Raw genomic sequence first — 24,109 nt, 5'->3', positions numbered from 1 at the left:
TTAAAACCAGACCAGACCGACGGAAATAATAATACCGGTGATAAACAGCTGAATCAGGCAGAAGCCCATAATATCTTTCGCCTTGAGGCCTGCAATAGCGAGTACCGGGAGTGCCCAGAAGGGCTGTAGCAGGTTAGTCCAGGCATCGCCCCAGGCCACCGCCATGGCTACCCGCGAAATGTCCGCGCCTAGCGCTTCGGCCGCAGGCAGCATGACCGGTGCCTGAACTGCCCATTGGCCGCCGCCGGAGGGCACGAACAGGTTGACAATCCCGGCGCTGATAAACGACCAGAACGGCAGTGTCGTGGTGGTGGCAAAGGAGACCAGCCACTCGGACATGCTCTCTGCGAGCCCAGACTGCACCATGATGGCCATGATGCCAGCGTAAAAGGGGAACTGGATGACAATCCCGGCGCCGCCTTTAATCGCTTCGTTCAAGCTATTGAGTAGGTTGCGCGGCGTACGATGCAGCACAATGGCCAGGAACAGAAACATAAAGTTAACGATATTCAGGTTGAGACTGCCACCGCGCAGTAAAAAGTGATCCAGTAGGAACAGCAGCCCCGGCACGCCGACCAACAGGGCGAGGGGCATGCTGTTTTCAAGGCGCTCCGCAGGGCGGGTAATGCGGCCCACCGGTTCGGACTCATCATTCAGCACGCTGGGGTCGACGTAGACGCTATCCTTCTCATCCGGCAGCATCATGCGGTTTACCAACGGGATAGCGATAAACAGACAGACTACAATGGCGAGGTTGAAGAAGGCGAAAATCGTAGAGCCGGTGCCAATGACACCAATCTGGTCGGCGGAGAAGTGCCCTTCGGTTGCGATGGTGAGAGGTATCGAGCCCGCCAGGCCGCCGTGCCACACCACAAAGCCGGAGTAAGCGCTGGCCACTAATAGACGGTAGTCAACGCGAATCAGCCGGGCCAGCTCTTTGGCAAATAGCGCACCGACCACAAGGCCAAACCCCCAGTTGATCCAGCTGGCTGCCAATGAGACCAGCGTCACCAGGATAATCGCGCCGCCGGGAGATTTAGCAGTGCCAGCGATTTTTTGCAGAATGCGTTTAACCGGCGGCGAACTTGCCAGCATAAAGCCGGTAACCAGCACCAGCAGCATCTGCATCGAGAACGTCAGCAAGCCCCAGAACCCATCGCCCCAGAAGCGCAGCACCGCCAGCGGTGTTTGGCGCTCAATGGCAATCGCAGCGACCGAGGCAATTAACGTCAACAGCAGAACGAAAATATACGGATCGGGGAGATAGCGCTCCACCAGCTTTACCGCCGGTTTTGAGATCATTTTAAGCATAGGATGCTCTCTTTATTCATTATTAGAAAGTGGCTAAGCAAGGTCTTGGAAGTGCATAGGAAGTGCAACGACACAGCTAATATACGGGTGAGTACAGAAATTTTCACGTTGAAGCTACCCGTTAAAGCTTACGTTAGCGCAGTTAGGGTCAGGCGTAACGGTTTTAACGCCAACGGGCCAGCCGATAACGGCGATAGTAATGAATCAGGACAGCTGAGCGAACCAGCGTAAACAGCGTAAACGCCAGCCATAGTCCATGATTGCCCAGCCCCTGGCTAAGCCACCAGGCGGGCAGGTAGGCGGCTAGGCCAATAAAAATACTGTTGCGCATTTCGCGCACGGCGGTGGTACCGATAAATACCCCGTCAAGCAGGTAGCTCCATACCGCAATCAGCGGCATCACGACCATCCAGGGTAAATAGTGTGCCGCGGTCGTGCGCACCTCTTCTAGGCCGGTGAGCAGCGCAATCAGTGCATTGCCACCTAACGCGAACAGCAGGGCCGCAGCACCGGCAGTCCAGAACGAAAAACGTGCGGCGGCGCGTACAGTGGCGGCAAAATCCCGCCAATCCTGGCGCCCATAGGCGCGCCCAATCAGTGACTCTGCCGCGTGAGCAAAGCCGTCCAGGGCGTAACTGGTGAGCATGATAAATTGCAATAGTACGGCGTTGGCAGCAAGTACGGTATCCCCCTGACGCGCACCTTGAGCGGTAAAGAATGCCATGGCAAACAGCAGTCCCAGGGTGCGCACAAACAGGTTGGCATTCACGTTAAACAAGGCTGTGTAAGCCGTGAGTGCCAGCAGGCGCTCGCGCAAAAAACGGCCCTCTAGTCGGGTTAGCTGGCGAAGCACCAAATAACTTCCGAACGCCAGTGCGCTGTAGTCCGCGATGACGCTGGCCCAGGCCACGCCGTTACTGGTCATGCCTAGCCCGACCACAAACCATAAATCCAGCACGATATTGACGCTGTTGGTAAGCAGTAGAATCATCAGTGTGACGCGGGAGTTCTGCTGGCCTAAAAACCAGCCCAATATGGCGTAGTTGGCGAGCACTGCTGGTGCCGACCAGAGGCGGATATGGGCGTACTCCCGGGCTAAGTCGGTGGCCACCTCGCTGCCATCCAATAGCCATAAACCCAGCGTAATCAGCGGCGAGGCAAACACAATCAGCAGGCTGCCAATTACCAGCGCGATGATCAGTGACTGTCCCAGCAGGTTGCGTACATCAGTGCCGCTCTCGCGCCCCATGGCTTGGGCGACCAGCCCTGTGGTGCCCATGCGCAAGAAGCCAAAACCCCAATAAAGAAAGCTAAACAGCGTAGCGCCCAGGGTAACGCCTGCGAGGTAGCGGGAGTCAGGCAGGTGTCCGACCACAGCAGTGTCCACCAAGCCAAGTAACGGGACGGTGATATTGGAGAGAATGATTGGCCAGGCGAGGGCCCATATCCGCATTAGACTTAGGCGGCCGTGATGATGCGGTACTTCTTCATCAACTGCTCATGGCTTTCGTGGCGCTCTGGGTCAAGCGGAATACAGTCTACCGGGCAGACCTGCTGGCACTGGGGCTCATCGTAGTGGCCGACACATTCAGTGCATAGATTAGGGTCGATGACGTAGATCTCCTCACCAGGGGAGATAGCATCGTTGGGGCATTCGGGCTCGCAGACGTCGCAGTTAATGCACTCGTCGGTAATCATCAGGGCCATGGGCATACCTCGCAGATGGCGTTCGCACCCAGGCTATCAAATACCTGAGTGTTTTACTCAACAATGGCGTTGGTTAGCTAGTGTAGTGGTTACGCAGCGCTTCGGCGACCTGAGGATGCACCAGCGGAGAAATATCGCCGCCCAGCTTGGCAATTTCACGCACGATGGTTGATGAGATATACGAGTTTTCCACCGCGGGGGTTAAAAACACGCTCTCCAGCTCTGGGTTTTGCGCCCGGTTCATATTGGCCAGCTGCAGCTCGTACTCAAAGTCGGAAACCGCACGCAGGCCGCGCAGAATGATCGTCGCGCCCTGCTCATGCATCATGGTGGTGAGCAGGGTCGAGAAGCCGATTACCTCAACATTGGGTAGCGACGCACAGACCGTTTTCGCCAGCGCCATGCGTGTTTCCAGGTCGAGGTGAGGGCTTTTGCCGGGGCTGGCCGCGACCGCGATGACCACTTTGTCGAACATCCGCGCGCCGCGCTCGATCAGATCAAAATGGCCATTGGTGATGGGGTCGAAGGTGCCGGGGTAGACGGCGATATTCAGCTTCCGCGTACTCATTGCTCGCTCTCCTCATCCAGCCGACCGAATGGATTATCGCTGGTTAATGAGACGGCGTGGTCGTAACCAGGAATATGAATCCGGTCGGCATGAATACCCAGCTCGGGGCCTTCCAGCACCGCTTCACCAAACTGATAGCGGGGCGCGTAGTGGCCACGGTCTGCCTGGGAAAGGTAGAGCGCTGCTGCTTCACGGGTGGTTTCGCGCCGCATTTTCCAGGCACTCACCGCCGCCGCGCCGTGACGCTGAGTCAGCAGGCGCTCGGTCACCGCTGGTGACAGCACCACGCCGGTGGCATTGTTACCGCCGAAGCCCTTGGCGTTCAGAAAAGTCGCGTCCGCACGAAATGTTTGTGCCGTTTGCGAGAAGTGCAGCCGCTCAGCGTAGACATCGTCGGCCACCGCATCCAGTGTGGGGATACCCGGCAGTAGGTCGTGGGCAAAGCTGCCCAGGGCGCTCGCCAACTGATCGCCCGCTGCGGAGCCTTGGGAGTGGCCAATAAAGGCCTTGATCGCCACTACCGGCCAGCCGCTGATGCCGTTGGCGCGGGCGATTTCGTCGAATACGTGGGATTCGGTAATGCGGTTTTTGGGGGTGCTGGTGCCATGGGCGTGCAAAAAGCTGCGCTCTTTGAGCGATTTTTCACCCAGCATATCGCGCACCAGCGCAGCGGCTTTGCCCAGGGTAATGTAATTGCCAATCCCCGGCGCCGAAATCGAGCGCTTGTAACCGTCAGCATTGACGAATACGTCAGGCACGGCGCCGAGAATGTCCGCGCCGACTTCCATCGCCAGGGCATCGTCCATCAACAGCACAAATTGGCTGGCTTCTGCCATGGTAAAGCCGCAGTTGCGTGCAAATGGACGGCAGGCGCGCTGATAGTCGCTGTCGGTGAGCAGTTCCAGTGCATCCAGCGCTTTTAATCCAGCGTCGTCAGCCAGCGCGCCCATGGCCCGGAAGCCCTCAATGATTTCCGGTGTGATGGGGGCGTCTGCGGTGCCGACCATCACCACACGCCGGCGTCCGGCGCGAATGTCATCAATGCCCAGACGCAGGTTATACAGAAAGCTGGCGCAGGCACCCAGTGCCGCGCCAGTGCCGCCCACACTGCCCAATACGTAGGCATTTAAAAAGTCGGCGGGCATCTGGCCATAGCCCAGGGGCATCTGCTTGGAGGTAGCGCGCTGGCCGCTCACCAGGCTTTTCAATAATCCGCCCCAGCCCTGATCGTCTAACTGACCAATGGAGTTACCGGCGTACACGGCAATATGATCCGGGTTCAGCTGCTGACGCAGCGTCTCCCAGGAGAGGCCGCTGGCGCCCAGGCAGTCGCTGGCGCCAAATACCGCCAGAGAGAGGCCACGGGGGTGGTGAACGCTGCGGTAAAGGCTCGCGGGGTCAAAACCGCTGGGTAGCTGAGCCGCCGCGCGAACCTTGGGTAGCTGGGCGTCGGGTAGCAGTACCTCCAGCACCCCTGCGGGTACACTTATTTCTACCTCGCGGGCATCTATATCGCGCACTTGCCAATCCTCCGGCAAGTGTTCGGGCAACTGGCGGCGGCGTAACCTAAAGCGCAGCGGCTCGGTGAGTTGCATACTGGCTTGCCGGTTGGCTGGCATGCCTGGGTCGAGAAAGCGCGGGTCTTCATTGCGCCGGATCAGGGTATGCTTCAACACCTGATCACGCAGCGACTGCGCCGGGTCATCGACGGGTTGGCCTTGGCTGTTCTGCCACCCCTTTTCAGAGTGCTCTACTAGGCGCATAAGCGCCGCCAAGCCTTCCAGTGTCTGGCGTTGCTGGTCAGCAGGAAGGGCATCAAGCACAGTGCGGCGGAAGGCCTGATGGCCAGAGGTTCTGCCAGCGGGATTGATGCCGCCCATGCCGACAATCACCGGTAAGTGTGACAAGCCGGGTTCCTCGTGGTGCAGTGGTGGTAATAACAATTATTGGCATGTTTAAAGAGCAAAATTTGCCCAGTACCATGCGGTTAATAAGGTCGCTAATAACGATGTCAGGCGTGATCATAGCACCGGCTGTGCAACGGCGTCATGCTGCAAGCGTTCGAGACTGATAGAATCACGCTTTTCAGCCGAGTAATGGCATGCAACATAATTCTCGACCCGTCATTTCCAATCAGCCAGGCCCGCATCAGGATTTGGCACGCCGGGTGAGCCGAGCGCTAATGCACCCTTTGCGTAAACCGATCGCCGAACATACCCAGCATAGCTTTGCCCTGGCGGTGGAGTGGCTCGCGGGTCGTCAGGCACCGTTGATACTCGACTCAGGCTGTGGAGTAGGAGTATCGACACGTCAACTGGCGGCGCAGTTCCCCGCCCATGCGGTCATCGGCGTGGATCGCAGCGAGGATCGTTTGGGGCGTGACCACGGCACGTTGCCTGACAATGCGCTGCTGGTAAGAGCCGACCTGGTCGACTTTTGGCGTTTGGCCTACCAGGCTGGTTGGGCGCCAGAGTATCATTTTCTGCTTTATCCCAATCCTTACCCTAAGGCGGGGCACTTAAAAATGCGCTGGCATGGCCATGCGGTTTTACCCACACTGTTGGCCCTTGGCGGGCGCCTTGAGCTGCGCTCAAACTGGTCACTTTACGTAGAAGAGTTTGCCTTGGCGGTAGCACAGGTAACCGGTCAACAGGCAGCGGTAACTGAAATTGCGCCTAAAGAAGACTATTTAACGCCATTCGAGGCTAAGTATGCTCGAAGTGGGCAGGCACTATGGCGGTTATGTGTTGATTTGGAGCGAACATGACGTTTGTCTATTTGGTGCTGGCGATTGTGGCCGAAGTCATCGCCACGAGCGCCCTAAAAGCCTCTTTGGGGTTTACGCGCCCGCTACCCAGTGTGGTGGTGGTAGTGGGCTACGGGGTAGCTTTCTATTTGCTCAGTCTGGTGCTGCGCACGCTGCCGGTGGGGGTCGCCTATGCGATTTGGGCGGGCCTGGGCATTGTATTGGTTACCCTGGTCGGCATAGTGGCCTTCGGTGAAAAGCCCGATTTGCCGGCGGTGGTAGGCATTAGCCTGATCGTTGCCGGTGTGGTCATGCTGCAAGTGTTTTCTAAAATGAATGTGTATTGAGGGGCTGTAATGGGGTGTTTTTTTGCTAGTAAGCGTCGCCAGCGCTGGTCGCTGGTGGCTGGTGTCGCGACGCTGGCGCTGTGCGTCAGTGCCAGCGCGTTCGCTGATTTCAACCGCCTGGGCCAACTGCAGAATAAAGGCTTTTCGATTAGTGCCGAGGCACGCCTTTTGGATGCCGATGCGGGGCCCAACGCGCTGTTAGGCAGCATCTCTCCGGATCGCCAGCTATCGCCAGCCTCGGTCACTAAAGCCTACCTATCCGCGGCGGCGCTCAACCGCTTTGGCCCCCAGCATCGCTTTACCAGCCAGTTGGTCAGTACCGCGAGTATCGATAATGGTGTGCTGCGTGGCGATTTGGTATTTGAGGGCGGCGGGGATCCGGGCCTCACCACTGAAAACCTATGGCGTTTGGTGCAGCGTTTGCACTTAGCCGGGGTGCGTGAAGTTGAGGGTGCTTTGGTGGTCAGCCAGTGGCGCTTTGGGCCGGTGGAATGTATTACCACCGACCGCTGCAATGCGCTCAGCCGTGTGGCTAATGCGTATAGCGCGCCACTCTCCTCGGCAGGCGTTAACTTCGGCAGTTGGTGCGTCAATGTCGCCCCTGCCGCCAGCGCAGGGGAACCTGCCCAGGTGGGACTGTGCGATAGCCAGACATCGCTGATTACTATCGATAACCAAGTCGTCACTCGCCCGGCCAATAGTGGTACTGAGATTAGCGCTGAGCGTGTCACTGATGAGCGCGGTGACGTAATGCGGCTAACAGGCCAGATTTCCACCAACGCGACTGCGCGTGATGTCTATCGTGGCGCGGGCGATGCCGCCGAAATCACCGCACAAGTGTTGATGGGTATGTTAAACCAGGCGGGCATTTCGGTGCGCGAGCCGTGGCGCGTCAGCTCGTCACAGCCGCCCAGCAGTGCCCGGCGGCTGGCAGCAGTGGATAGCCAGCCACTGCAAGAGCTCTTGCTGCGCATCATGAACTACTCCAATAACTACATGGCCGATGTGCTGGCGCTGGATCTCGTCGAGACGCCCCAGGCGCAGCTACGCCAAGCAGGCCAAGCGATTGAAACGTACGCTCAGAGCCTGCCTGGGCACGGGCCGTTAACTCTCTACAGTGGCAGCGGGCTAACCACTGAAAACCGCACATCGGCCCAGGGCGTTAACGTGATGCTGGAGGACATGTTTCGTCAAGGCAGCCTGTTTCCCAGCTTTGTGGCGGCTTTTCAGTCGCCTGCGAACGGGGTAATGCGCTTTATTCGGCGAGGCTCCTCCACGTTTCAAAACAATGTCATGATCAAAACGGGCACCCTTAACCAACCCTTTGCAGTGCGTGCAGCGGCAGGCTATTTTCGCACCGCCCAAGGACACTGGGGGGTATTTAGCGTCATGGTCAATGGGAACAGCAGTACGCCCTATTTAAGCTGGTCCGAGGTGCTGGATCCGTTGTCACTGGATCTAGAAGCAATGATATTAGCGAATTGAGCAAACTCCACGCTCACAAGGTGAGGCGACCTGCATGAAACCTGGGCATACCGGTTTAACACATTTGGTTCACTCCACGCGCTATTCGTGGAAAGGCTTGAAAGCGGCGTTTAGAAACGAAGCGGCTTTCCGCCAGGAGGTAGGCATTACTGCGGTGTTGCTGCCGCTTGCTTGGTGGATTGGCGAAGGCCCTATCAGTTGGCTGCTGCTGGTGAGTAGCCTGTTTTTTGTGCTGGTAGTGGAGCTACTTAATAGTGCGATTGAAAACGTGGTTGACCGGATCGGCACCGAGCACCATGAGCTTTCCGGGCGGGCCAAGGATATTGGCTCGGCAGCAGTGATGCTGTCGCTGATCATGGCCGGCCTCACCTGGGGGCTATTGGGCTGGGAAAAATTCTTTGGCTAAGCTGATTTAAAAGCCGCACCTTTATTAACACGCTGTCAGCGAGGTCGTTATGCAAGTTTTTGAAGGACTTAGAAACGACGATTTTTTACCGTTGTCGACGCTGCCAGCGTCGTTACATACCGACACCCAGTCCGCCTGGAAGCGGCTGACCGAGGCGCTTGCTCAAGCCGATAATATCGCCGAGATGACCAAGCAGGAGCTACCTTCCAGTAATTGGCAGGAGCTTTCTGAGTCGCGCCGCGAGGCGCTTGCCAGAGTCTTGGCCATATCGACCTTTGCGCTGGATACCTTGATCCGCTACCCCCAGTGGCTAGCCGAGTTGGATATTGCCGGAGAGTTGGACGTCAACCCAGGGCAGGACGAGCTGGCCAGTTGGCTAAATGAGTCATTGGAGAGTGCCGAAGACGAAGCAGCAATGCAGCGGGCGATACGCCGTTTTCGCCGCAAGCGTATGCTGGGAATTATTTGGCGAGACCTTAATCGTGCCTCCGGCTATAGCATGTGGGATACCGCCACGGCGGTCTCGGAGCTCGCTGAAATATGCTTGGAAGCTGCGTTAACCTGGCTAGAGCAGTTTTACGCACCGCGTTGGGGCTTACCTGCCCCCCGCAGTGACGGCACCCCCCAGCGTCTGGTGATCCTGGGCATGGGCAAGCTGGGCGCGGGGGAGCTGAATCTCTCCTCCGATATCGATTTGATCTTTGCCTTTGCCGAGAAAGGCGAAACCCAAGGCGGTCGTAAGTCATTAGAGCATCAGGAGTACTTTACCAAGCTGGGCCAAAAGCTGATTGCCGCGCTAGACGCCATGACCGCCGACGGTTTCGCCTTCCGTGTTGATATGCGCTTGCGGCCCTTGGGCGATGGCGGCCCGTTGGTGGGCAGCTTTTCCATGCTCTCCAGCTACTACCAGGATCAAGGCCGCGAGTGGGAGCGTTACGCCATGCTCAAAGCACGGCCGGTCGCCGGGGATCTAGACGCGGGCGGTGAGCTGCTGGCCGGGCTGCGCCCCTTTGTGTATCGCAAGTATCTCGATTTTGGCGCCATTGAGTCACTGCGTGAGCTGAAAGCAATGATCAATCGCGAAGTGAAGCGTAAAGGCATGCAGAACAATATTAAGCTCGGCCCGGGGGGGATTCGCGAGGTTGAGTTCGTGGTGCAGGCGTTCCAACTGATTCGGGGTGGCCGCGATACGGAACTGCAGGTGACATCGCTGAAAACGGCACTTAATCACTTGCCCGAGCTGGGCCTGTTGCCCCAGGAAGTGGTCGATGAACTGCTGCCTGATTACGCCTTTATGCGCGATGTCGAACACGCCCTTCAAGCGCTGGAAGACCGCCAGACACAAACCCTGCCCAGCGATGATGGTGATCGTGAGCGGGTTGCCTTCGCCATGGGGCATGAAGACTGGCCGGGGCTGATTGCTCAGCTCGACGAAGTGCGTGACCGGGTGCGCCAGCACTTTGATGCCGTGATTGCCGACCCCGAAGAGGATATCGACGAGACCAATAATGATAGCCAGCTCGGCTTGGCCCAGTGGCGGCTTATTTGGCGCGGCGAGTTAGAAGTGCAGGAGGCGACTGCGCATCTTTTGGATGCGGGTTTTAACGAGCCAGAAAAAGCCTTGAAGCGGCTGCATAGCCTTTATCATTCTCGGCAAGTGCAAAGCATGCAGCGGATTGGCTTCGAGCGCCTGGATGCGTTAATGCCACTACTGTTGGATGCCGTGGCGGGCAATGAAGCACCGGATACCGCCCTTGAACGGGTGCAGCCGCTGATTGAAGCCGTGTTGCGGCGTACCGCTTACCTCGCGCTACTGCGCGAAAATCCCCAGGCGCTTGAGCATTTGATGCGGCTATGCGCCGCCAGCCCTTGGATCGCCGAACAGCTGTCACGTTATCCCATTCTGCTCGACGAGCTGCTGACCCCGGAAACGCTGTATACCCCCGCCGATAAAGCGCGCCTGGCCGATGAACTGCGCCAAACGCTGAATCGCCTGCCAGAGGACGATGAAGAGGCCCAGCTGGAGGCGCTGCGCGTTTTTAAACACGCACAAACGCTCCATGTGGCGGCGTCTGATATCGCTGGCACGCGACATCTGATGAAAGTAAGCGATTACTTAACCTTTATCGCCGAAGTGATTCTCGATACCGTGTTGGCCATGGCCTGGAAACATATCACCCGCAAACACGGCGTGCCTGAGGGGCTGAATACCGGGGAGGCAGCGTTTCTAATTGTCGGTTACGGCAAGCTGGGGGGCATTGAGCTGGGTTATAGCTCGGATTTAGACTTGGTGTTTCTTCACGATAGCGATGGTCAAGGCGCGACCGATGGCCCACGGCCCATTGATACGGCGGTGTTTTTTACCCGCTTGGGGCAGCGCATTATTCACCTGCTGACCGCGGTAACGCCCACCGGCACGCTTTATGAAGTGGATATGCGCCTGCGGCCATCGGGAAATTCCGGGCTATTGGTGACCTCACTTAAAGCCTTTGCCGAGTATCAACGTCAAAATGCCTGGACCTGGGAGCATCAGGCATTGGTGCGCGCCAGAGTGGTGGCGGGTAGCGAGACGTTGGCCGAGAAATTCAGTCAGTTGCGGGGCGATATCCTGGGCGCTAAGCGAGATAAAGCTGCGCTGCGCGAAGAGGTGGTCAATATGCGCCACAAAATGCGCGAGCACCTGGGCAGCAAAGCCGCCAGCAACACCTTTAATGTCAAACATGATGCCGGTGGGATGGTGGATATCGAGTTTCTCTGCCAATACGCGGTGTTAGCACTTGCTCACCAAACGCCTGAGTTACTTACTTACAGCGATAATATCCGCATTCTGGAGAGTCTTACGGAGAGTGGGCACTTACCCGCTGAAGAGGCGGAGCGTCTTCGCGAGGCTTATCTGGCTTATCGTAGCGCTACGCACCGGGCGGCGCTCACTGGTCAGAAAGCGCTCAGCGATGGTGAGGAGTTCCGTGCTCATCGCGATATCGTCACCGCGCTCTGGCAGCGCTTTCTTGAACCCTCCACCGCTGATAACAGCTAGCTAGACGGCTTGTCCAAGCGAACCAGGAAGCAACAGTGATAACAAGGAATAGGGTAGGACGGCCCATATGATTGGACACATTTTGGCCACGCTATTGCCGGTATTTTTAATTGCCGGCTGTGGCGCTGCCTATGGGCGCTACCGTACGCCGGATATTCGCAGCCTCAATACGCTCAATATGGAGCTGTTCGTTCCGCTATTGGTGTTTGCCGTGTTGGCCGACCGTCAAGCGCCATTGGCCGAATACGCTTGGCTGGCTACGGCAGCGATAGCGGTGGTGCTGGGGTCGGGGGTTGTGCTGTGGCCGTTGACTAAGTGGCTAAAGCTGGATAGTAAAATCTTTCTTCCCCCGATGATGTTCAACAATGCGGGCAATATGGGCGTGCCGCTGTTGGTATTGGCATTTGGTGCTGAGGCACTTCCCGCGGCGGTGGTAGTGTTTATCGTTGAAATGCTGCTGCACTTTTCGGTGGGGCTTTACATGCTCAATCCGCGCACCTCGCTATGGCGAATGCTGCGTATGCCGATTGTACTAGCGAGCCTGGCGGGTTTAGCGGTGAATATCAGTGGGCTGCCGCTGCCTGGCTGGCTGCTTGAGGCGATGCATATGCTGGGTGGAGTATGTATTCCGTTAATGCTGTTTGCATTGGGGGTGCGGCTTTTGGAGATCGACTTTAGCGACTGGCGGACAGGAATTCTGGGCGCGCTACTTTGCCCGTTGTCCGGGCTAGTGATTGCCTTGCCGTTGATGTGGCTACTGCCACTGAACGCGCTGCAAACGGCGGTGCTGCTGGTATTTGCAGCACTGCCGCCTGCGGTGTTGAACTACTTGGTTGCCGAGCAGTATAAGCTTGCGCCACAGAAAGTGGCATCGTTAGTGCTGATTGGTAACCTGGGGAGTCTGGTCGTGATGCCGCTCACCTTGGCGGCGGCATTTACCTGGGTGTATGCGCCTCTTTAACTTTCCATCGACGGCGCAAAAAGTCACTCACTGCGCGATTAACGCTCATCTTTAACTTCGTAACTGCCTTCCAACACGTCCTGATGACCTGGACGATTATGTGCCGACGTAGATCCGTTGGAGTAGCCGCCACCGATATCTTGCGCCTGCTGGGCACGCATCTGCTCCATACGTTTCTTCATTTTATGCCGTACAAACGGCATCATTGCCCAGCCAATCAATAGGAAAAACAGGCCGAGTACTACACCGACTATCATTAACGCGCCAAACGCCAGCCATGTGAATAGCAGCTTTAGGCTACCCGCCAAGCCAGTAGGTTGGGTTTGCGCAGCACGGGCACGCCATTGGTTAGCCGCTTGCCATGCAGCATTGCGTTGGTCGCGATTCATCTGTGGCATAAGAGCCTCCATCGGTTATTCGCACCCATTGGAACACAGTTGCTCCAGCAAGTTCACTGGTTGGGAGTAGCGCGAAGATACTTAGTTAGCTTCCAGGTGCAGTGCGATGAGGTTTTTCAACTGTTACCATTAAGCTGTACAAGACAGGCTTAGTTGTACAAGCATGCGCTTAATACGCTGTGCTTACCTAAATAGAGCTCATCTAACAGGACGGTTATATGGCTAATCATGGAGGCAAGTCGGTATTCATCGCATCGGTGGTGATTATTTTTGGCTTGGTAGTTGTTGGAGCGTCATTTCCTGAAGGATTTGCCAACGCGGCAGAGGGAGCACTGACGACTATTACTGGGCTATTCGGGTGGTTTTATCTATTTTCGGTATTCGGTTTTGTGATTTTTCTGTTTGGTCTGGCGCTAAGCCGGTACGGCAAGGTGCGCTTGGGCCCCCAGGACAGTCGGCCCAACTATTCGTTTTTTTCGTGGATTAGCATGCTGCTGGCGGCAGGCTTTGGTGTCGGGCTGGTGTTCTATGGCATGGCGGAACCCATGACCCACTTCATCGAGCCGCCTTATGGTGACAGAACCGCCGAAACGGAAGCAGCGGCTCGCTACGCGATTCAATACAGCTACTTTAACTGGGGGATACACCAGTGGGCGGCTTTCTCGATCGTTGGTTTGATCATCGCCTACTTCCAGTTTCGCAAGGGGCAGGCGGGGCTGGTCTCATCCGTGCTGTCGTCAATCACGGCTAAGAATCCTAAAATTCGTCCCTATGCTTCCTGGTTGGATGTCTTTGCCGTGGTTGCCACTGTTATGGGGGTGGCTACCTCGCTTGGGCTGGGCGTTCTGCAGATGAACGGCGGTTTAAATGCTGTGTTTGGCCTGCCAGAGAGCGGTTTCTGGCAGTTTTTGATTCTCTTCATGATGTTCTGCGCTTACATGGCATCCACTTGGTCGGGTCTGGATAAAGGCATTAAACGCCTCTCTAACCTTAATATGATTTTATGTATCGGGTTGATGCTGTACGTGCTGTTCACTGGCCCAACCGTGGCGATATTAGAGACGATCACGGTGGGTATTGGCGACTATCTGCAGAACTTTATTGGCATGAGCCTGCGCATTTCCCCTTACAGCGATAACGAGTGGGCGAGCAGCTGGACGATTTTCTACTGGGCCTGGGTGATTGCCTGGTCGCCCTTTGTGGGTACCTTTATTGCCCGGGTGTCCCGTGGCCGTACTATTAAAGAGTATGTGTTTGGGGTGCTGTTCGTGCCACCGCTGCTGGCCTGTTTGTGGATTGGCGTATTCGGTGGCGCGGCGCTGCATATGGAGTTGAATGGCACCGATGTGGGGCTTGCGGCCGCAACCCAGGATAATATAACCGTCGCGCTGTTTGAGATGTTTGAGTTGATGCCCTTCACCGGCCTGCTGTCGGTCGTAGCGATGCTGCTGATCTTTATTTTCCTGGTCACTTCTGCTGACTCGGCCTCGTATATCGTGGCGCAAATGACCGATAATGGTTCGATCAACCCGCCGCTCTACAAGCGCGTCATTTGGGGGGTGCTGATCGCGGCTATCTGCCTGACGCTGATTGCCTCGGGCGGTTTAACAGGGCTGCAGTCAGCTGCAGTGCTTTCGGCGCTACCGTTCACCTTTATCCTCTATATGATGGTATTTGTATTGGTTCAGGAGCTACGGGCAGACCGCAAGGCGATGCTTACCCAGCTTTATCGTCGCCATGGCGAAACGCCGGTGGGGGCGGATGCCTTTGAAGCCGAGCTGCTGGGTGAGGAGGAGCGCTTGCGCCGTGCACCGAGTGTGGTCAATCGGCGCATTAATAGTTAGCATCACTCATCAGTACTCATAAAAAGTAACCAAGCCTTCTATTGCCGGGCAAGGTAATTCGGGAGCAGCGACGAATGAAGCGAAGATGCTAATGGCGCGGCAAGGGCGCCATGGGGCGACACGAAGACAGGCTAAAGGGGTGGGGTTTGATCGCTGGCTTGATCGGGTGGTGACAGTGGCTGTGCTTACGGCGATGATCATTGGTCTCGCTGCTGTGGCCGCTCACTGGTTGCTCTAATGTACCTGCTTTTCGCAATACTTTTCGCAATAGAAGTGCTTAACGTCCGGCTTTCATGCCAGGCGTTTGCGTGTCTCTACGCGGTTACGACCAAGTCGTTTGGCGTTGTACAGGTGCTGGTCGGCGCGTTCAATCAGCGTTTCAGCGCTGATTGAATAGCCGGGCGACATGCTGGCAACGCCCATACTAACGGTGAGGTCTGTGTGGGTGCTGGAAAAAGCGTGGGGAATGGCGAGCGACAGCACCGCCTTGCGCAAACAGTTGGCGACGCTCACGGCGTCGTCATGATCCTGACCTGGCAGCACACAAACAAACTCTTCACCACCGTAGCGGGCGAGCAGATCTCTGGTGGGCTCAATACACTGATTGAGCGCTTTAGCAACGGCGCGCAGGGTATCGTCACCCATGGCATGTCCATAGTGATCGTTAAACTCTTTGAAGTTATCGATATCGATAAAAATCACCGATAGTGGCTGTTGGTTTTGCTGTGCCAGGTGCCAGTGACGTTGATAAAACTCGTCAAATTGGCGGCGGTTTGCCACGCCGGTTAAGCCATCCATATTGGAGAGGTGGTGGAGTTGATCGCGCTGCTCCAAACCTTGCTGGAACGCATTTAACAAATGATCCAAGCTATCCACCAGATGCCCTAATTCATCATCCTGATGACCGCGCAGCATGGGCTTGGGCCACTGGCCGGGGCGATTGGTATCGGTTTGGGCAATAGCAGCGTGTACCTTGAGCAGTGGGCGTGTAATAAATAGATGAAAAAAAGCGATCACGACGATGCTTAAAATAAACGCTTCTAAAATACTTACCCCGACCACCCTGTAAATACGCGCCAGGAACTGCTGGGTTAAGTAGCCTTCTGACAGCATTAATTCAATTTCGCCGACGACTGCTTCCGGCATATCGCTGCCCATGTAATAGGCGAGTGACGTTTGGTAGTGCACTATATCGCCAAATAAATACTGGCTGAGCCAAGTCGAAGCAGCCTGTCTGGGCCTCTCAAATTCAGCTAGCGCGCGCCCAAAATCGTCACGAATCGATACCCATGCGACCTCGTCAGCATTAAATAGCCCATAGGCGATTTGGTGGGCGAGGTCAGGGTTAAGCTGGAAAGCGGCTTCTGCTGCGGCTCCGTTGACTATGGCCAGTTGATGGGTAATGCGCTGCTCGGTTTCCTGGCGTATGTTGGAGGCGTGGCTGAGTAGTTCAATACTGCCCGCTACGGCGCTAATCAGCATAGCGACCAGCAGGGTGAGTAGCGCTTGCTTACTGGTCAGACTGCCTTTTTTAGGAGCGGGGGCCGAGAGCAAAAAACGTGGGCGAGGCGGGGTCACTGGCTCTCCTCCTGCATTTCGCGGTGCAGGGCATTCAACTGCGTTTGCAGCCGCGCCAGCAGTGCTTCTGGCACACTGGGATGGCAGGCGAGATAAAGCGGTGCGCGGTAAAAGGTAAATAAGTGCGTTAGCGCGATGTGTTGTTCTTGTGCCATAAATTCACCGGTTGCTTTGCCTGTCACAATCACATCAAGCAGGCCCGCCTCTAAACGCAGGATATTTTCTCGCTCCGAGGGAGCACGTAGAACATTAATGCCACGAGAGGCGACATAATCGCCTACGGCATCCTCGCGAAAACTACCCACTCGCCAACCGTCTAGCCCTGAAAGTGAAGCAATGCTGAGACCGCGCTCGGCTAAACTAAACGCAGCCCACTCATTAACCACCAGCGGCCCTACCCAGTGAAACAGCGCTTCACGTTCTGGAGTGCGCGTCGTGGAGTAGACGCAGTGATAGTCGCGTAAGCGTGCTTCGGTGTAAGCGCGTGCCCAAGGCAGTAACCGAAAATGCGCATCAATGTCTGCCCGGCTTAGCGCATGACGTAGCAACAGCGTTGCGCTGCCAATAATTTGCCCCTGGCCGTCCGTATAGTTGAACGGGGGGTACTCTTCGGTATTGATCGTTAGCGGCAGGGCTTGATTTGGCATAGCCGCTAGTGGCATCGCGTGCAGGGACAGTGAGCAACTGCCGATAGCGGTGAGTAGCGCAATAGCCATACGGTACTGCCATCGGTGGGTTACCTGATTAGCCATCGTCAGCTACCTCTGGGGCCGTTCCGCTAGCACCCTGTCTAATGCCTGCTGCATCAGCGTTACCAAGCGTCGGTCAGTGGCTTGGTTAATGGCAAAGTATAGCGAAGATTCGCTGAGTGTGTGTATCGGAATTAAACTATCGCTAGAATAACCTTCCGATTCTGCTATCCAGGCAGCTACATCTGCACTGTAAGCCCACAGGTCAACTCGCCCGCGGGTGAGCATACTGAGCGCGCTGCGGTTATCAATGGCCGGTACCAGTAGGCGTTCAGGGTAGCCTGCCTCCAATAGCGCCTGGGCGCCAATATCTTCCCTAATGACCGCCACGGTCAGGTCGCGATCAATCGCCTGTGACAACGCATCGATCGCAATCGGTGCGTCCCGGTGGGCAAGCAGCACGACCTGGTCTTGGGCAATCGGCCCCACCCAGTGGAAACTGTCTTCCCTTGCCGGCGTGCGGGTAGTGGAAAACAGCACTGTGTTAGGCTGGCTTAGCGCTAGCTCATAGCCGCGGATCCAGGGGTAGTAACGGACGTCATGACGGCTAAGAGGGGTGTCGGTGGCTGCAAAAATAGCCTCCAATAAATCAATTGATACCCCGGTTAATTGCTGATTATCGAGATAGTTGTAGGGTGGGTACTCTTCAGTAATGAAGGTTAATGGCGCCAATGTATTGGGCGCATCAGCCTGCACGTTTGCAACGCTTGCCAGCCAGAGGCACAGCACGGCCAACAGCCTGTTTAACAGTTGTCGATATAATCGCCGTGGAGATGTCTGGACTAACTCCATCGCAGTCTATCCATATTACTTGTCAATCAACCAAACTTAGAGCAACGCTGGTCGGCTGTCACCTCTATTCTGCCAACGCAAGCCGTGGCGTCTTACGGGTTCCACCTGCTAGGCTTACGGCTTCCCCTGTGAGAGAAAATCAATGTTGTCTGCTAACTCTGTTAAGACGACGGATGGCTACGCATCGCGTCGCGAAATATTCGGCTGGGCAATGTTTGATTTTGCCAACCAAGCCTACACGCTACTGATTATCACTGTGGTATTTGGTGAGCTGTTTACCACCGTCATTGTGGGGGATCGCGGCGATAACTTCCGGCTTGCCAACTTCTTATGGAGCTTGGCCCTGGCGGTTAGCTATTTGATGGTGGTGATCTCAGCACCACTATGCGGCGCCGTGATGGATTACCGGGCGGAGAAAAAGCGCTTTCTGCTGATTAGCTACCTGGCTACTGTCGTCACCACAGCAATGCTTTACTTCGTTGAACCGGGCTACGTTATTACCGGGCTGTTACTGATAGTGCTATCTAATTACGCTTACTCAATGGGCGAATCATTTATAGCCTCTTTTTTGCCCGAGCTTGGACCGCCCCAGTCGCTGGGCAAAATTTCCGGGTTTGGCTGGTCGTTAGGCTACATCGGCGGGCTGTTCGCGGCGGGCTTCACCCTGGTCGTGCTCGGCGAGGCCAGCGCGGATAACTTTGAGCGCATCCGCTGGGTGGGGCCCTTTGCGGCAGGCTTTTTCCTGATTACTGCCATTCCTACCTTTTTATGGTTGAAAGAGCGCGGCAAGCCCCAGCCCCGCGGTGTCTCTTATCGGCATATCGCGCTGAATCGTGTCGCAACCACTTTTCACGAGTTGCGCTACTTTAAAGATCTGACCGTGTTTTTGGTTTCACTGCTGTTCTCGATGGCCGGTGTCTACATCATCATCGCATTCGCCTTTATTTATGGCGCTCAAGTGATCGGCTGGGATGAGAGCGTACGTAATATCATGTTTATTATTGTTCAAATCACCGCGGCGGCGGGAGCGCTGGGGTTCGGCTGGATCCAGGATCAGCTGGGGGCCAAGCGAACGTACCAAATGACGTTGGCGCTGTGGGTAGTGGCGATTATTGCGATCTGGGCAACGCCGGAGGTGACTCAGTGGATAAACGGTCATTTTGAACTGCAGTGGCAGGCCCAGCACGTATTTCTGGTGGTCGGCTGCCTGGCGGGGCTTAGCCTGGGATCTAGTCAATCCGCCAGCAGGGCGCTGGTGGGACTGTTTTCACCCTTGGCTAAATCAGCAGAGTTTTTCGGTTTCTGGGGGCTGGCGAATAAACTAGCGGGGGTGTTGGGCATCGTTATGCTGGGGATATTACAGACGCTGGTTGGCTTGCAAGCGTCTATTCTATTATGTGTTGCCCTGTTCGTTATCGCGATGCTGATTTGCGCCAGGGTCAACGAGCGCCGTGGCCGTGAAGCGGCCCTCGCCTGGGAAACCAACCGTCATACCAACAATAATAACGCTAACGAGGCATCTTTACCTCAGTGAGGTGGCGTATGGCAACGCATAAGGCAGGTCAAGTGTCCCAGCGTGGCGGCATCGTTATGATGCTGCTGTTTTGGGTGCTGTTAATGGCAGTGGGGACTTGGTGGATTCACGGTGGCCTGGAAAAGATGATGCGCCCCAACGCCAATATTGTGCAGACCTTGCCTGCGGGAGAGCCCGTTACCCTGAAGCGTAACCGGGCCGGGCATTTTGAGGCGCCGGGAAGCATCAATGGCACGCCGGTGACCTTTTTGCTAGACACTGGCGCCACCTATGTCGCCATACCGGCCGATTTGGCAAGCGAGTTAGGCCTTGAGCCTGGGCGTAGCGCTTGGTTCAACACCGCCAACGGCCGAGTGGAAGGTGCCTTAACGGAGCTTGATGAGGTTTCCCTCGGCGGGCTAAAAGTGCAGAATGTGCAGGGGTCTATCAGCCCTGGCATGGAGCGCGACACTGTCCTACTCGGCATGAGCTTTCTGAGTTTATTGTCGATAGAAATACAGGCAGGTGAGATGGTGTTGAGCCTTCCCGAGCAGTGAGTTCAGCTTGTGAATGTGCCACTGATATGATTGTCTAAGTTGATACGAGTGCCAACACGCTAAGGAGTTGCTATGGGCATTGAAGTAGGTGGATTATTAGGACTAATTTGGCTCATTATTGTGATTTGGGCCATTGTTAAAGTGGCCAAAAGCGGGGCTGGCGGTCTTGCGAAGCTGATATGGATTCTGGTGCTACTGTTTTTCCCGTTAGTTGGCTTAATTGCATGGTTTCTGTTTGGGCCCAAAGGGTAGGCGCTGAAAAGCAACGCTGCTGAAAAGCGCGCCTCGTGTAATTGCGTCAAAACCTGTAGTGAAGAAAAAAGGCAGGCCACGAATGGTCTGCCTTTTTAATATGCTTTAGCAGTAGATATACTTAATCAAACATTATTCAATGGTGTCGTTTCCTTCCCCAGGCGGCGCCTTATAATGCCCCGGGATTTTTAACTTCTCCCCATTGGGCAGGTCGCGTACTTGGGCTGGAACGTAAACACGTTTTATAACACTTTTCGTTTTGCTACTTCCCATGGCAGGCTCCCCCTGTCAAATTGTCGACAGTTAGCGTTTACACATTAGTCCCCGGTTAAGGAAGAATCAAGTGTCTGGCCACACGCACTCACCAATACGCGCAATTGTAACGACAGAAGCGGGTGTTTTGGTGGTTTTGAGTTATCCTGAGTGCCAATCATGGGGCACCTGCGTTGGTATTGGATGAGCGGGTGAAAAAATAAACAGCCTAAGCGGAGTGCATAAAGAGGATGGTAGATCATTTGGAACAGCAATTTCAGGCGCTTGAGACGCAAGAGTCTGTAACGCCTGACTATCCCGATCAAGATCATGTTTTGATCATCGAAGATGACCAGCGTCTGGCCGAGCTTACCCGTGATTACTTGGAAGCGAACGGCTTCCAAGTAACGCTGGAAGCAGACGGTGCTAAAGGGGTTGACCGTATTTTAACCCTGCAGCCTGATCTGGTGATCCTGGACTTAATGCTGCCAGGGGAGGACGGTCTGGCGATTTGCCGCCGCGTTAGACCCAATTTTGCCGGCCCAATCATGATGCTGACTGCGCGCACCGACGATCTTGATCAGGTTCTGGGGCTCGAAATGGGCGCCGACGACTATGTGCCGAAGCCGGTTCAGCCGCGGGTATTGCTGGCTCGCATGCGCGCGCTACTGCGCCGCGCCGACGGGCCTGCCCCGGACGGCGAAATGCGGCTGCGTTTTGAAAACCTGGAGATCGATAACGCGACTCGTGAAGCCTGGCTCTCGGGTGAGCGTATTGACTTAACCAGTGCCGAATTCGACCTGCTCTGGCTTCTGGGTCGTAACGCAGGCCGCGTGCTTACCCGTGAAGAGATATTCAGCGACCTACGGGGCATTAAGTACGATGGTCAAGACCGCTCTATTGATGTCCGCGTATCGCGCATTCGGCCTAAAATTGGCGATGATCCTAACCAGCCTCACCGGATCAAGACCGTGCGCAGTAAAGGTTATCTCTTCGTTAAAGACAGTTGATCATTCAGAGGGACAGCATCATGCGGCGGGTGCTCAGTAACGGCTCGTTTTTACGCTTCTATTTGTTGCTGGGCATCGCGCTACTGGTGGTGTTTGTGATCGCCTTGATGGGGCGCTCCTTTATTGAACAGGTGCGCCGCGAAGACTACCGTGAGCAACTCGCTGCGCTCCCCATGTCGCTGATGACACAACGGCTAGCCGATACGTCGGTAGAGCAGCGAAGTGCTTTGCTTGAGCACTTTTCAGAGCAGCTCGATTTGCAACTGACTCTAGAGCCCATTAACGAGGCGGATTTAGGCTATTTTGAGCGCTCACGGTTGGAGCAAGGCAGAATACTGGTCGCCGAAAAACCCTGGTTGTTGCAACAGCGCCTGCCCGGGGATACCTGGCTGCTGCAAGCACGCCTAGACGACTGGAGTGAGCACCAGTGGCATGGCAGCATAGAGCTGCTTGGCGAGTGGCTCGCAGCAGCGCCAGCGGAAGAGCGTGATGGCCGCATTGCCCAGTTGCGTTCCGGGAGTTGGCCGCTGCAGCGGTTGTCTTCTCTGCCTGAAGGGCTAACGACGGCGCAGCAGGCTCAACTGGCCAGCGGCAACGTTATCACTCAGCTCGTCTCCGATAAGCTGTCAATTACGCTGCTCTATCAATTGCCGGGCGAGCAAGAATGGCTGCAAGCGGGGCCTATTTCCCGCGGGGATACGCTGCCACTCAATTTGCACTTACCGCTTCTGGTGGGGCTGATGATCGTTCTCAGTCTGATCATCTATTTGATTATGCGTAGCATTGAAGCGCGCATGGCGCGGCTGGAGCTGGCCGCCACCAGGATCGCCAGTGGCCGCCTGGAAACCCGGGTAAAAGTAGAGAGCGGCGACTTTTTAGGCCGTTTGGGCATGGCCTTTAACGGCATGGCCAATCAGGTGCAGAGCCTGCTGCGTGGCCAGCAAGAGATGATTCGGGCGGTTTCCCACGAGCTGCGCACCCCGGTTGCGCGCATTCGCTTTGCCGTGCAGATGGTCGAGGATATGACTGATCAGCCCGCTATTCGTCGTCAGCTACAGGGTATCGATGCGGATATTGCTGAACTTGATGAACTGGTTGATGAAATTCTTACCTATGCCCGCCTGGGTGGAGAAACGGTTAACGGCGCTGAGCTTGAAACGGCGCTGGTAGAGTGCCGAGCCATGGCGGAACGGGTGATTGATACGCTGTCGCCGCTGCATAAGGGGCTAGCGCTGGTGCTTGCGCCAGGATCTGAAATCGAACTGCTGGCGGAGCCGCGCTATCTTCAACGCGCGGTGCAGAACCTGGTGGGCAACGCCTGTCGCCATGCCAAGTCCCAGGTGGTGATTCAACTCTGGGATGAGCCCAATTTGGTGCGTATCGATGTTGAAGACGACGGCCCCGGCATTCCCCCTGAAGCGCGGGCGGATATCTTCAAGCCTTTTGCCCGGCTGGATGATAGCCGGGCCCGTAGTTCCGGCGGCTACGGGTTAGGGCTTTCGATAGTGCAGAAAATTATGGCCGGGCACGGTGGTAGCGTGACCATCGATACCAGTCCGACCTTGGGCGGCGCGCGCTTTACGCTGCTGGTTCCCCGTCGCGATCCGCCGGCTTAACGCCGGTGAGTACTGCAAAGGAGGTCTCCCGCGCAGTGCGCAAGAAATCCTGCATCCACGGCGCTTCGCGTGTCTCCTCGCGGATAGCCGCATACAGCGTGCTCCATACCCCATACTCACCTAGCTTTACCGCGCTCACGTAATCGCGCTCCAAGTACTCAGTGAGTGCCCAGTTGGGTAGCGCACACACGCCACGGCCGCTGGCCACCAGCTGCATCATCATAATCGTCAATTCGGCGGTGCGAATCTCCCGAGGGTGCACATTCGCCGGCTGCAAAAACTGGGTGAAAATATCCAGCCGCGACTGCTCAACGGGGTAAGTGATTAACGTCTCCTCGGCCAGCGCCTGTGGTGCTATAAAGCCCCGACCTGCAAAGGGGTGTTGCCGGGCGACGGCGAGTAGCCCTTCATAGCGAAATAGCGGGGCGTAGTGAATCCCCTCAAGAGGTTGAGGGTCGGCGGTGATCACCAGATCCAGCTGCTCGCGGGCAAGCGCCGGAAGCGGGTCGAAGTGGTGACCGCTGGGAATGTCAATTTCCACTTCCGGCCAGTGATCGCGAAAATAGTCCACCGTGGGCATCAGCCACTGAAAGCAGCTGTGACACTCGATGGCCATATGCAACCGCCCCTGCTCGGTGCCTGCCAGGCGCGCCAGATCACGCTCCGCCTTGCGTACTTCAGGCAGTATCTGGTCGGCCAGGGCGAGTAGTCGAAGCCCCGCGCGGGTGAACTCCACCGGACGGGTTTTGCGCACAAACAGCGCACTGTCTACTCGGCTCTCAAGATCTTTGAGCTGGTGTGAAAGCGCCGATTGAGTCAAATGCACGCGTTCGGCGGCATCGACCAGGGAGCCGGTTTCGCGCAGCGCCAGTAGGGTGCGGAGGTGTCGTAGCTCAATCATGTCATTGCTCAATAATTATGAATATTTTTCATATTTGGTATTAAAAACTTTAGTTTGATTCATTGGTGCGTGATGCCCA

At 56.1% G+C, this 24,109-nt stretch carries 23 protein-coding genes; 13 read left to right on the top strand and 10 right to left on the bottom strand.

Annotation, left to right across the window (positions count from 1 at the left end; translation table 11 throughout):
• The 5 genes from OM794_RS17570 to OM794_RS17550 all read right to left on the bottom strand — a co-directional run bounded on the left by OM794_RS17570 (nt 1) and on the right by OM794_RS17550 (nt 5,466).
• Nucleotides 1–1,311: a short-chain fatty acid transporter gene (locus tag OM794_RS17570; protein WP_226250691.1), complete on the bottom strand. Its 1,311-nt coding sequence runs from the start codon at nt 1,309–1,311 to the stop codon at nt 1–3.
• A 163-nt stretch (nt 1,312–1,474) separates the two neighbouring features.
• The gene (locus OM794_RS17565) at nt 1,475–2,764 is read right to left on the bottom strand and encodes an MATE family efflux transporter (protein WP_265153934.1); all 1,290 of its coding nucleotides are present in this window, start codon (nt 2,762–2,764) and stop codon (nt 1,475–1,477) included.
• Between the two features lie 5 nt (nt 2,765–2,769).
• Nucleotides 2,770–3,018, bottom strand: a complete 249-nt coding sequence (locus OM794_RS17560; protein WP_088699339.1) for a YfhL family 4Fe-4S dicluster ferredoxin — start codon at nt 3,016–3,018, stop codon at nt 2,770–2,772.
• Between the two features lie 73 nt (nt 3,019–3,091).
• On the bottom strand, nt 3,092–3,586 hold the full coding sequence (gene coaD / locus OM794_RS17555) for a pantetheine-phosphate adenylyltransferase (protein WP_035585562.1): 495 nt from the start codon (nt 3,584–3,586) through the stop codon (nt 3,092–3,094).
• Nucleotides 3,583–5,466 carry a beta-ketoacyl synthase gene (locus OM794_RS17550; RefSeq protein ID WP_226250731.1) on the bottom strand — a complete coding sequence of 628 codons (1,884 nt, stop codon included), beginning with the start codon at nt 5,464–5,466 and terminating at the stop codon, nt 3,583–3,585. Before OM794_RS17550 ends, coaD begins: the two co-directional genes overlap by 4 nt.
• 221 nt (nt 5,467–5,687) lie before the next feature.
• Here OM794_RS17550 and trmB point away from each other — a divergent pair, with 221 nt between their 5' ends.
• The 6 genes from trmB to OM794_RS17520 all read left to right on the top strand — a co-directional run bounded on the left by trmB (nt 5,688) and on the right by OM794_RS17520 (nt 12,568).
• Nucleotides 5,688–6,353 carry a tRNA (guanine(46)-N(7))-methyltransferase TrmB gene (gene trmB / locus OM794_RS17545; RefSeq protein WP_226250690.1) on the top strand — a complete coding sequence of 222 codons (666 nt, stop codon included), beginning with the start codon at nt 5,688–5,690 and terminating at the stop codon, nt 6,351–6,353.
• Nucleotides 6,350–6,679: a DMT family transporter gene (locus OM794_RS17540; protein ID WP_226250689.1), complete on the top strand. Its 330-nt coding sequence runs from the start codon at nt 6,350–6,352 to the stop codon at nt 6,677–6,679. The genes trmB and OM794_RS17540 overlap by 4 nt, the downstream gene beginning before the upstream one ends.
• Before the next feature lie 9 nt (nt 6,680–6,688).
• On the top strand, nt 6,689–8,164 hold the full coding sequence (dacB, locus tag OM794_RS17535; RefSeq protein WP_226250688.1) for a D-alanyl-D-alanine carboxypeptidase/D-alanyl-D-alanine-endopeptidase: 1,476 nt from the start codon (nt 6,689–6,691) through the stop codon (nt 8,162–8,164).
• 34 nt (nt 8,165–8,198) lie between these two features.
• Nucleotides 8,199–8,570, top strand: coding sequence for a diacylglycerol kinase (locus tag OM794_RS17530; RefSeq protein ID WP_226250687.1), 372 nt, complete (start codon nt 8,199–8,201; stop codon nt 8,568–8,570).
• Between the two features lie 49 nt (nt 8,571–8,619).
• Nucleotides 8,620–11,607, top strand: coding sequence for a bifunctional [glutamate--ammonia ligase]-adenylyl-L-tyrosine phosphorylase/[glutamate--ammonia-ligase] adenylyltransferase (glnE, locus tag OM794_RS17525; RefSeq protein ID WP_226250686.1), 2,988 nt, complete (start codon nt 8,620–8,622; stop codon nt 11,605–11,607).
• Between the two features lie 67 nt (nt 11,608–11,674).
• The gene (locus OM794_RS17520) at nt 11,675–12,568 is read left to right on the top strand and encodes an AEC family transporter (protein ID WP_226250685.1); all 894 of its coding nucleotides are present in this window, start codon (nt 11,675–11,677) and stop codon (nt 12,566–12,568) included.
• A gap of 38 nt (nt 12,569–12,606) precedes the next feature.
• On the opposite strand, the gene OM794_RS17515 is transcribed toward OM794_RS17520, so the two are convergent.
• A complete protein-coding gene (locus OM794_RS17515) occupies nt 12,607–12,966 on the bottom strand; it encodes a hypothetical protein (protein WP_226250684.1) in 360 nt (119 codons plus the stop codon).
• A gap of 218 nt (nt 12,967–13,184) precedes the next feature.
• Here OM794_RS17515 and OM794_RS17510 point away from each other — a divergent pair, with 218 nt between their 5' ends.
• The gene (locus OM794_RS17510; protein WP_226250683.1) at nt 13,185–14,810 is read left to right on the top strand and encodes a BCCT family transporter; all 1,626 of its coding nucleotides are present in this window, start codon (nt 13,185–13,187) and stop codon (nt 14,808–14,810) included.
• Nucleotides 14,811–14,895: 85 nt separating this feature from the next.
• On the top strand, nt 14,896–15,048 hold the full coding sequence (locus OM794_RS17505) for a hypothetical protein (protein ID WP_170938491.1): 153 nt from the start codon (nt 14,896–14,898) through the stop codon (nt 15,046–15,048).
• Nucleotides 15,049–15,101: 53 nt separating this feature from the next.
• On the opposite strand, the gene OM794_RS17500 is transcribed toward OM794_RS17505, so the two are convergent.
• Genes OM794_RS17500 through OM794_RS17490 form a run of 3 tightly spaced genes read right to left on the bottom strand, consistent with a single transcriptional unit; the run spans nt 15,102 to nt 17,866 of the window.
• The gene (locus tag OM794_RS17500) at nt 15,102–16,388 is read right to left on the bottom strand and encodes a GGDEF domain-containing protein (RefSeq protein WP_226250682.1); all 1,287 of its coding nucleotides are present in this window, start codon (nt 16,386–16,388) and stop codon (nt 15,102–15,104) included.
• A complete protein-coding gene (locus tag OM794_RS17495) occupies nt 16,385–17,140 on the bottom strand; it encodes a substrate-binding periplasmic protein (protein ID WP_226250681.1) in 756 nt (251 codons plus the stop codon). Before OM794_RS17495 ends, OM794_RS17500 begins: the two co-directional genes overlap by 4 nt.
• A 6-nt stretch (nt 17,141–17,146) precedes the next feature.
• A complete protein-coding gene (locus OM794_RS17490; RefSeq protein WP_226250680.1) occupies nt 17,147–17,866 on the bottom strand; it encodes a substrate-binding periplasmic protein in 720 nt (239 codons plus the stop codon).
• 205 nt (nt 17,867–18,071) lie between these two features.
• Between OM794_RS17490 and OM794_RS17485 the strand changes: the two genes are divergently transcribed.
• The 5 genes from OM794_RS17485 (at nt 18,072) to OM794_RS17465 (ending at nt 23,129) form a co-directional block, all read left to right on the top strand.
• On the top strand, nt 18,072–19,463 hold the full coding sequence (locus OM794_RS17485) for an MFS transporter (RefSeq protein ID WP_226250679.1): 1,392 nt from the start codon (nt 18,072–18,074) through the stop codon (nt 19,461–19,463).
• Nucleotides 19,464–19,471: 8 nt separating this feature from the next.
• Nucleotides 19,472–19,999 (top strand): TIGR02281 family clan AA aspartic protease, encoded by a 528-nt coding sequence (locus OM794_RS17480; protein WP_226250678.1) that lies wholly within the window; start codon nt 19,472–19,474, stop codon nt 19,997–19,999.
• Between the two features lie 72 nt (nt 20,000–20,071).
• The gene (locus tag OM794_RS17475; protein ID WP_022522092.1) at nt 20,072–20,251 is read left to right on the top strand and encodes a PLDc N-terminal domain-containing protein; all 180 of its coding nucleotides are present in this window, start codon (nt 20,072–20,074) and stop codon (nt 20,249–20,251) included.
• A 503-nt stretch (nt 20,252–20,754) separates the two neighbouring features.
• Nucleotides 20,755–21,513: a response regulator gene (locus tag OM794_RS17470; protein ID WP_088699351.1), complete on the top strand. Its 759-nt coding sequence runs from the start codon at nt 20,755–20,757 to the stop codon at nt 21,511–21,513.
• Nucleotides 21,514–21,533: 20 nt separating this feature from the next.
• The gene (locus tag OM794_RS17465; RefSeq protein ID WP_226250677.1) at nt 21,534–23,129 is read left to right on the top strand and encodes an ATP-binding protein; all 1,596 of its coding nucleotides are present in this window, start codon (nt 21,534–21,536) and stop codon (nt 23,127–23,129) included.
• On the opposite strand, the gene OM794_RS17460 is transcribed toward OM794_RS17465, so the two are convergent.
• Nucleotides 23,092–24,030 carry a LysR family transcriptional regulator gene (locus OM794_RS17460; RefSeq protein WP_226250676.1) on the bottom strand — a complete coding sequence of 313 codons (939 nt, stop codon included), beginning with the start codon at nt 24,028–24,030 and terminating at the stop codon, nt 23,092–23,094. The two genes, OM794_RS17465 and OM794_RS17460, sit on opposite strands and share 38 nt — an antisense overlap.
• Nucleotides 24,031–24,109: the final 79 nt, after the last annotated feature.

The sequence above is a fragment of the Halomonas sp. BDJS001 genome (assembly GCF_026104355.1).
In the GTDB taxonomy this organism is placed as follows: domain Bacteria; phylum Pseudomonadota; class Gammaproteobacteria; order Pseudomonadales; family Halomonadaceae; genus Vreelandella.
The sequence above is the reverse complement of the archived record's forward strand: the minus strand, read 5'-3'. Positions and strand labels throughout refer to the sequence as shown.

Bases quoted from the DNA above. Each gene is read 5' to 3' on its own strand.
- OM794_RS17565 (WP_265153934.1), bottom strand. From the start codon at position 2,764: ATGCGGATATGGGCCCTCGCCTGGCCAATCATTCTCTCCAATATCACC.
- OM794_RS17485 (WP_226250679.1), top strand. From the start codon at position 18,072: ATGTTGTCTGCTAACTCTGTTAAGACGACGGATGGCTACGCATCGCGT.
- OM794_RS17475 (WP_022522092.1), top strand. From the start codon at position 20,072: ATGGGCATTGAAGTAGGTGGATTATTAGGACTAATTTGGCTCATTATT.
- OM794_RS17470 (WP_088699351.1), top strand. From the start codon at position 20,755: ATGGTAGATCATTTGGAACAGCAATTTCAGGCGCTTGAGACGCAAGAG.
- glnE (WP_226250686.1), top strand. From the start codon at position 8,620: ATGCAAGTTTTTGAAGGACTTAGAAACGACGATTTTTTACCGTTGTCG.
- OM794_RS17495 (WP_226250681.1), bottom strand. From the start codon at position 17,140: ATGGCTAATCAGGTAACCCACCGATGGCAGTACCGTATGGCTATTGCG.
- OM794_RS17515 (WP_226250684.1), bottom strand. From the start codon at position 12,966: ATGCCACAGATGAATCGCGACCAACGCAATGCTGCATGGCAAGCGGCT.
- OM794_RS17540 (WP_226250689.1), top strand. From the start codon at position 6,350: ATGACGTTTGTCTATTTGGTGCTGGCGATTGTGGCCGAAGTCATCGCC.
- trmB (WP_226250690.1), top strand. From the start codon at position 5,688: ATGCAACATAATTCTCGACCCGTCATTTCCAATCAGCCAGGCCCGCAT.
- OM794_RS17465 (WP_226250677.1), top strand. From the start codon at position 21,534: ATGCGGCGGGTGCTCAGTAACGGCTCGTTTTTACGCTTCTATTTGTTG.
- dacB (WP_226250688.1), top strand. From the start codon at position 6,689: ATGGGGTGTTTTTTTGCTAGTAAGCGTCGCCAGCGCTGGTCGCTGGTG.
- OM794_RS17560 (WP_088699339.1), bottom strand. From the start codon at position 3,018: ATGGCCCTGATGATTACCGACGAGTGCATTAACTGCGACGTCTGCGAG.
- OM794_RS17550 (WP_226250731.1), bottom strand. From the start codon at position 5,466: ATGGGCGGCATCAATCCCGCTGGCAGAACCTCTGGCCATCAGGCCTTC.
- OM794_RS17530 (WP_226250687.1), top strand. From the start codon at position 8,199: ATGAAACCTGGGCATACCGGTTTAACACATTTGGTTCACTCCACGCGC.
- OM794_RS17505 (WP_170938491.1), top strand. From the start codon at position 14,896: ATGCTAATGGCGCGGCAAGGGCGCCATGGGGCGACACGAAGACAGGCT.
- coaD (WP_035585562.1), bottom strand. From the start codon at position 3,586: ATGAGTACGCGGAAGCTGAATATCGCCGTCTACCCCGGCACCTTCGAC.
- OM794_RS17480 (WP_226250678.1), top strand. From the start codon at position 19,472: ATGGCAACGCATAAGGCAGGTCAAGTGTCCCAGCGTGGCGGCATCGTT.
- OM794_RS17520 (WP_226250685.1), top strand. From the start codon at position 11,675: ATGATTGGACACATTTTGGCCACGCTATTGCCGGTATTTTTAATTGCC.
- OM794_RS17460 (WP_226250676.1), bottom strand. From the start codon at position 24,030: ATGATTGAGCTACGACACCTCCGCACCCTACTGGCGCTGCGCGAAACC.
- OM794_RS17570 (WP_226250691.1), bottom strand. From the start codon at position 1,311: ATGCTTAAAATGATCTCAAAACCGGCGGTAAAGCTGGTGGAGCGCTAT.
- OM794_RS17510 (WP_226250683.1), top strand. From the start codon at position 13,185: ATGGCTAATCATGGAGGCAAGTCGGTATTCATCGCATCGGTGGTGATT.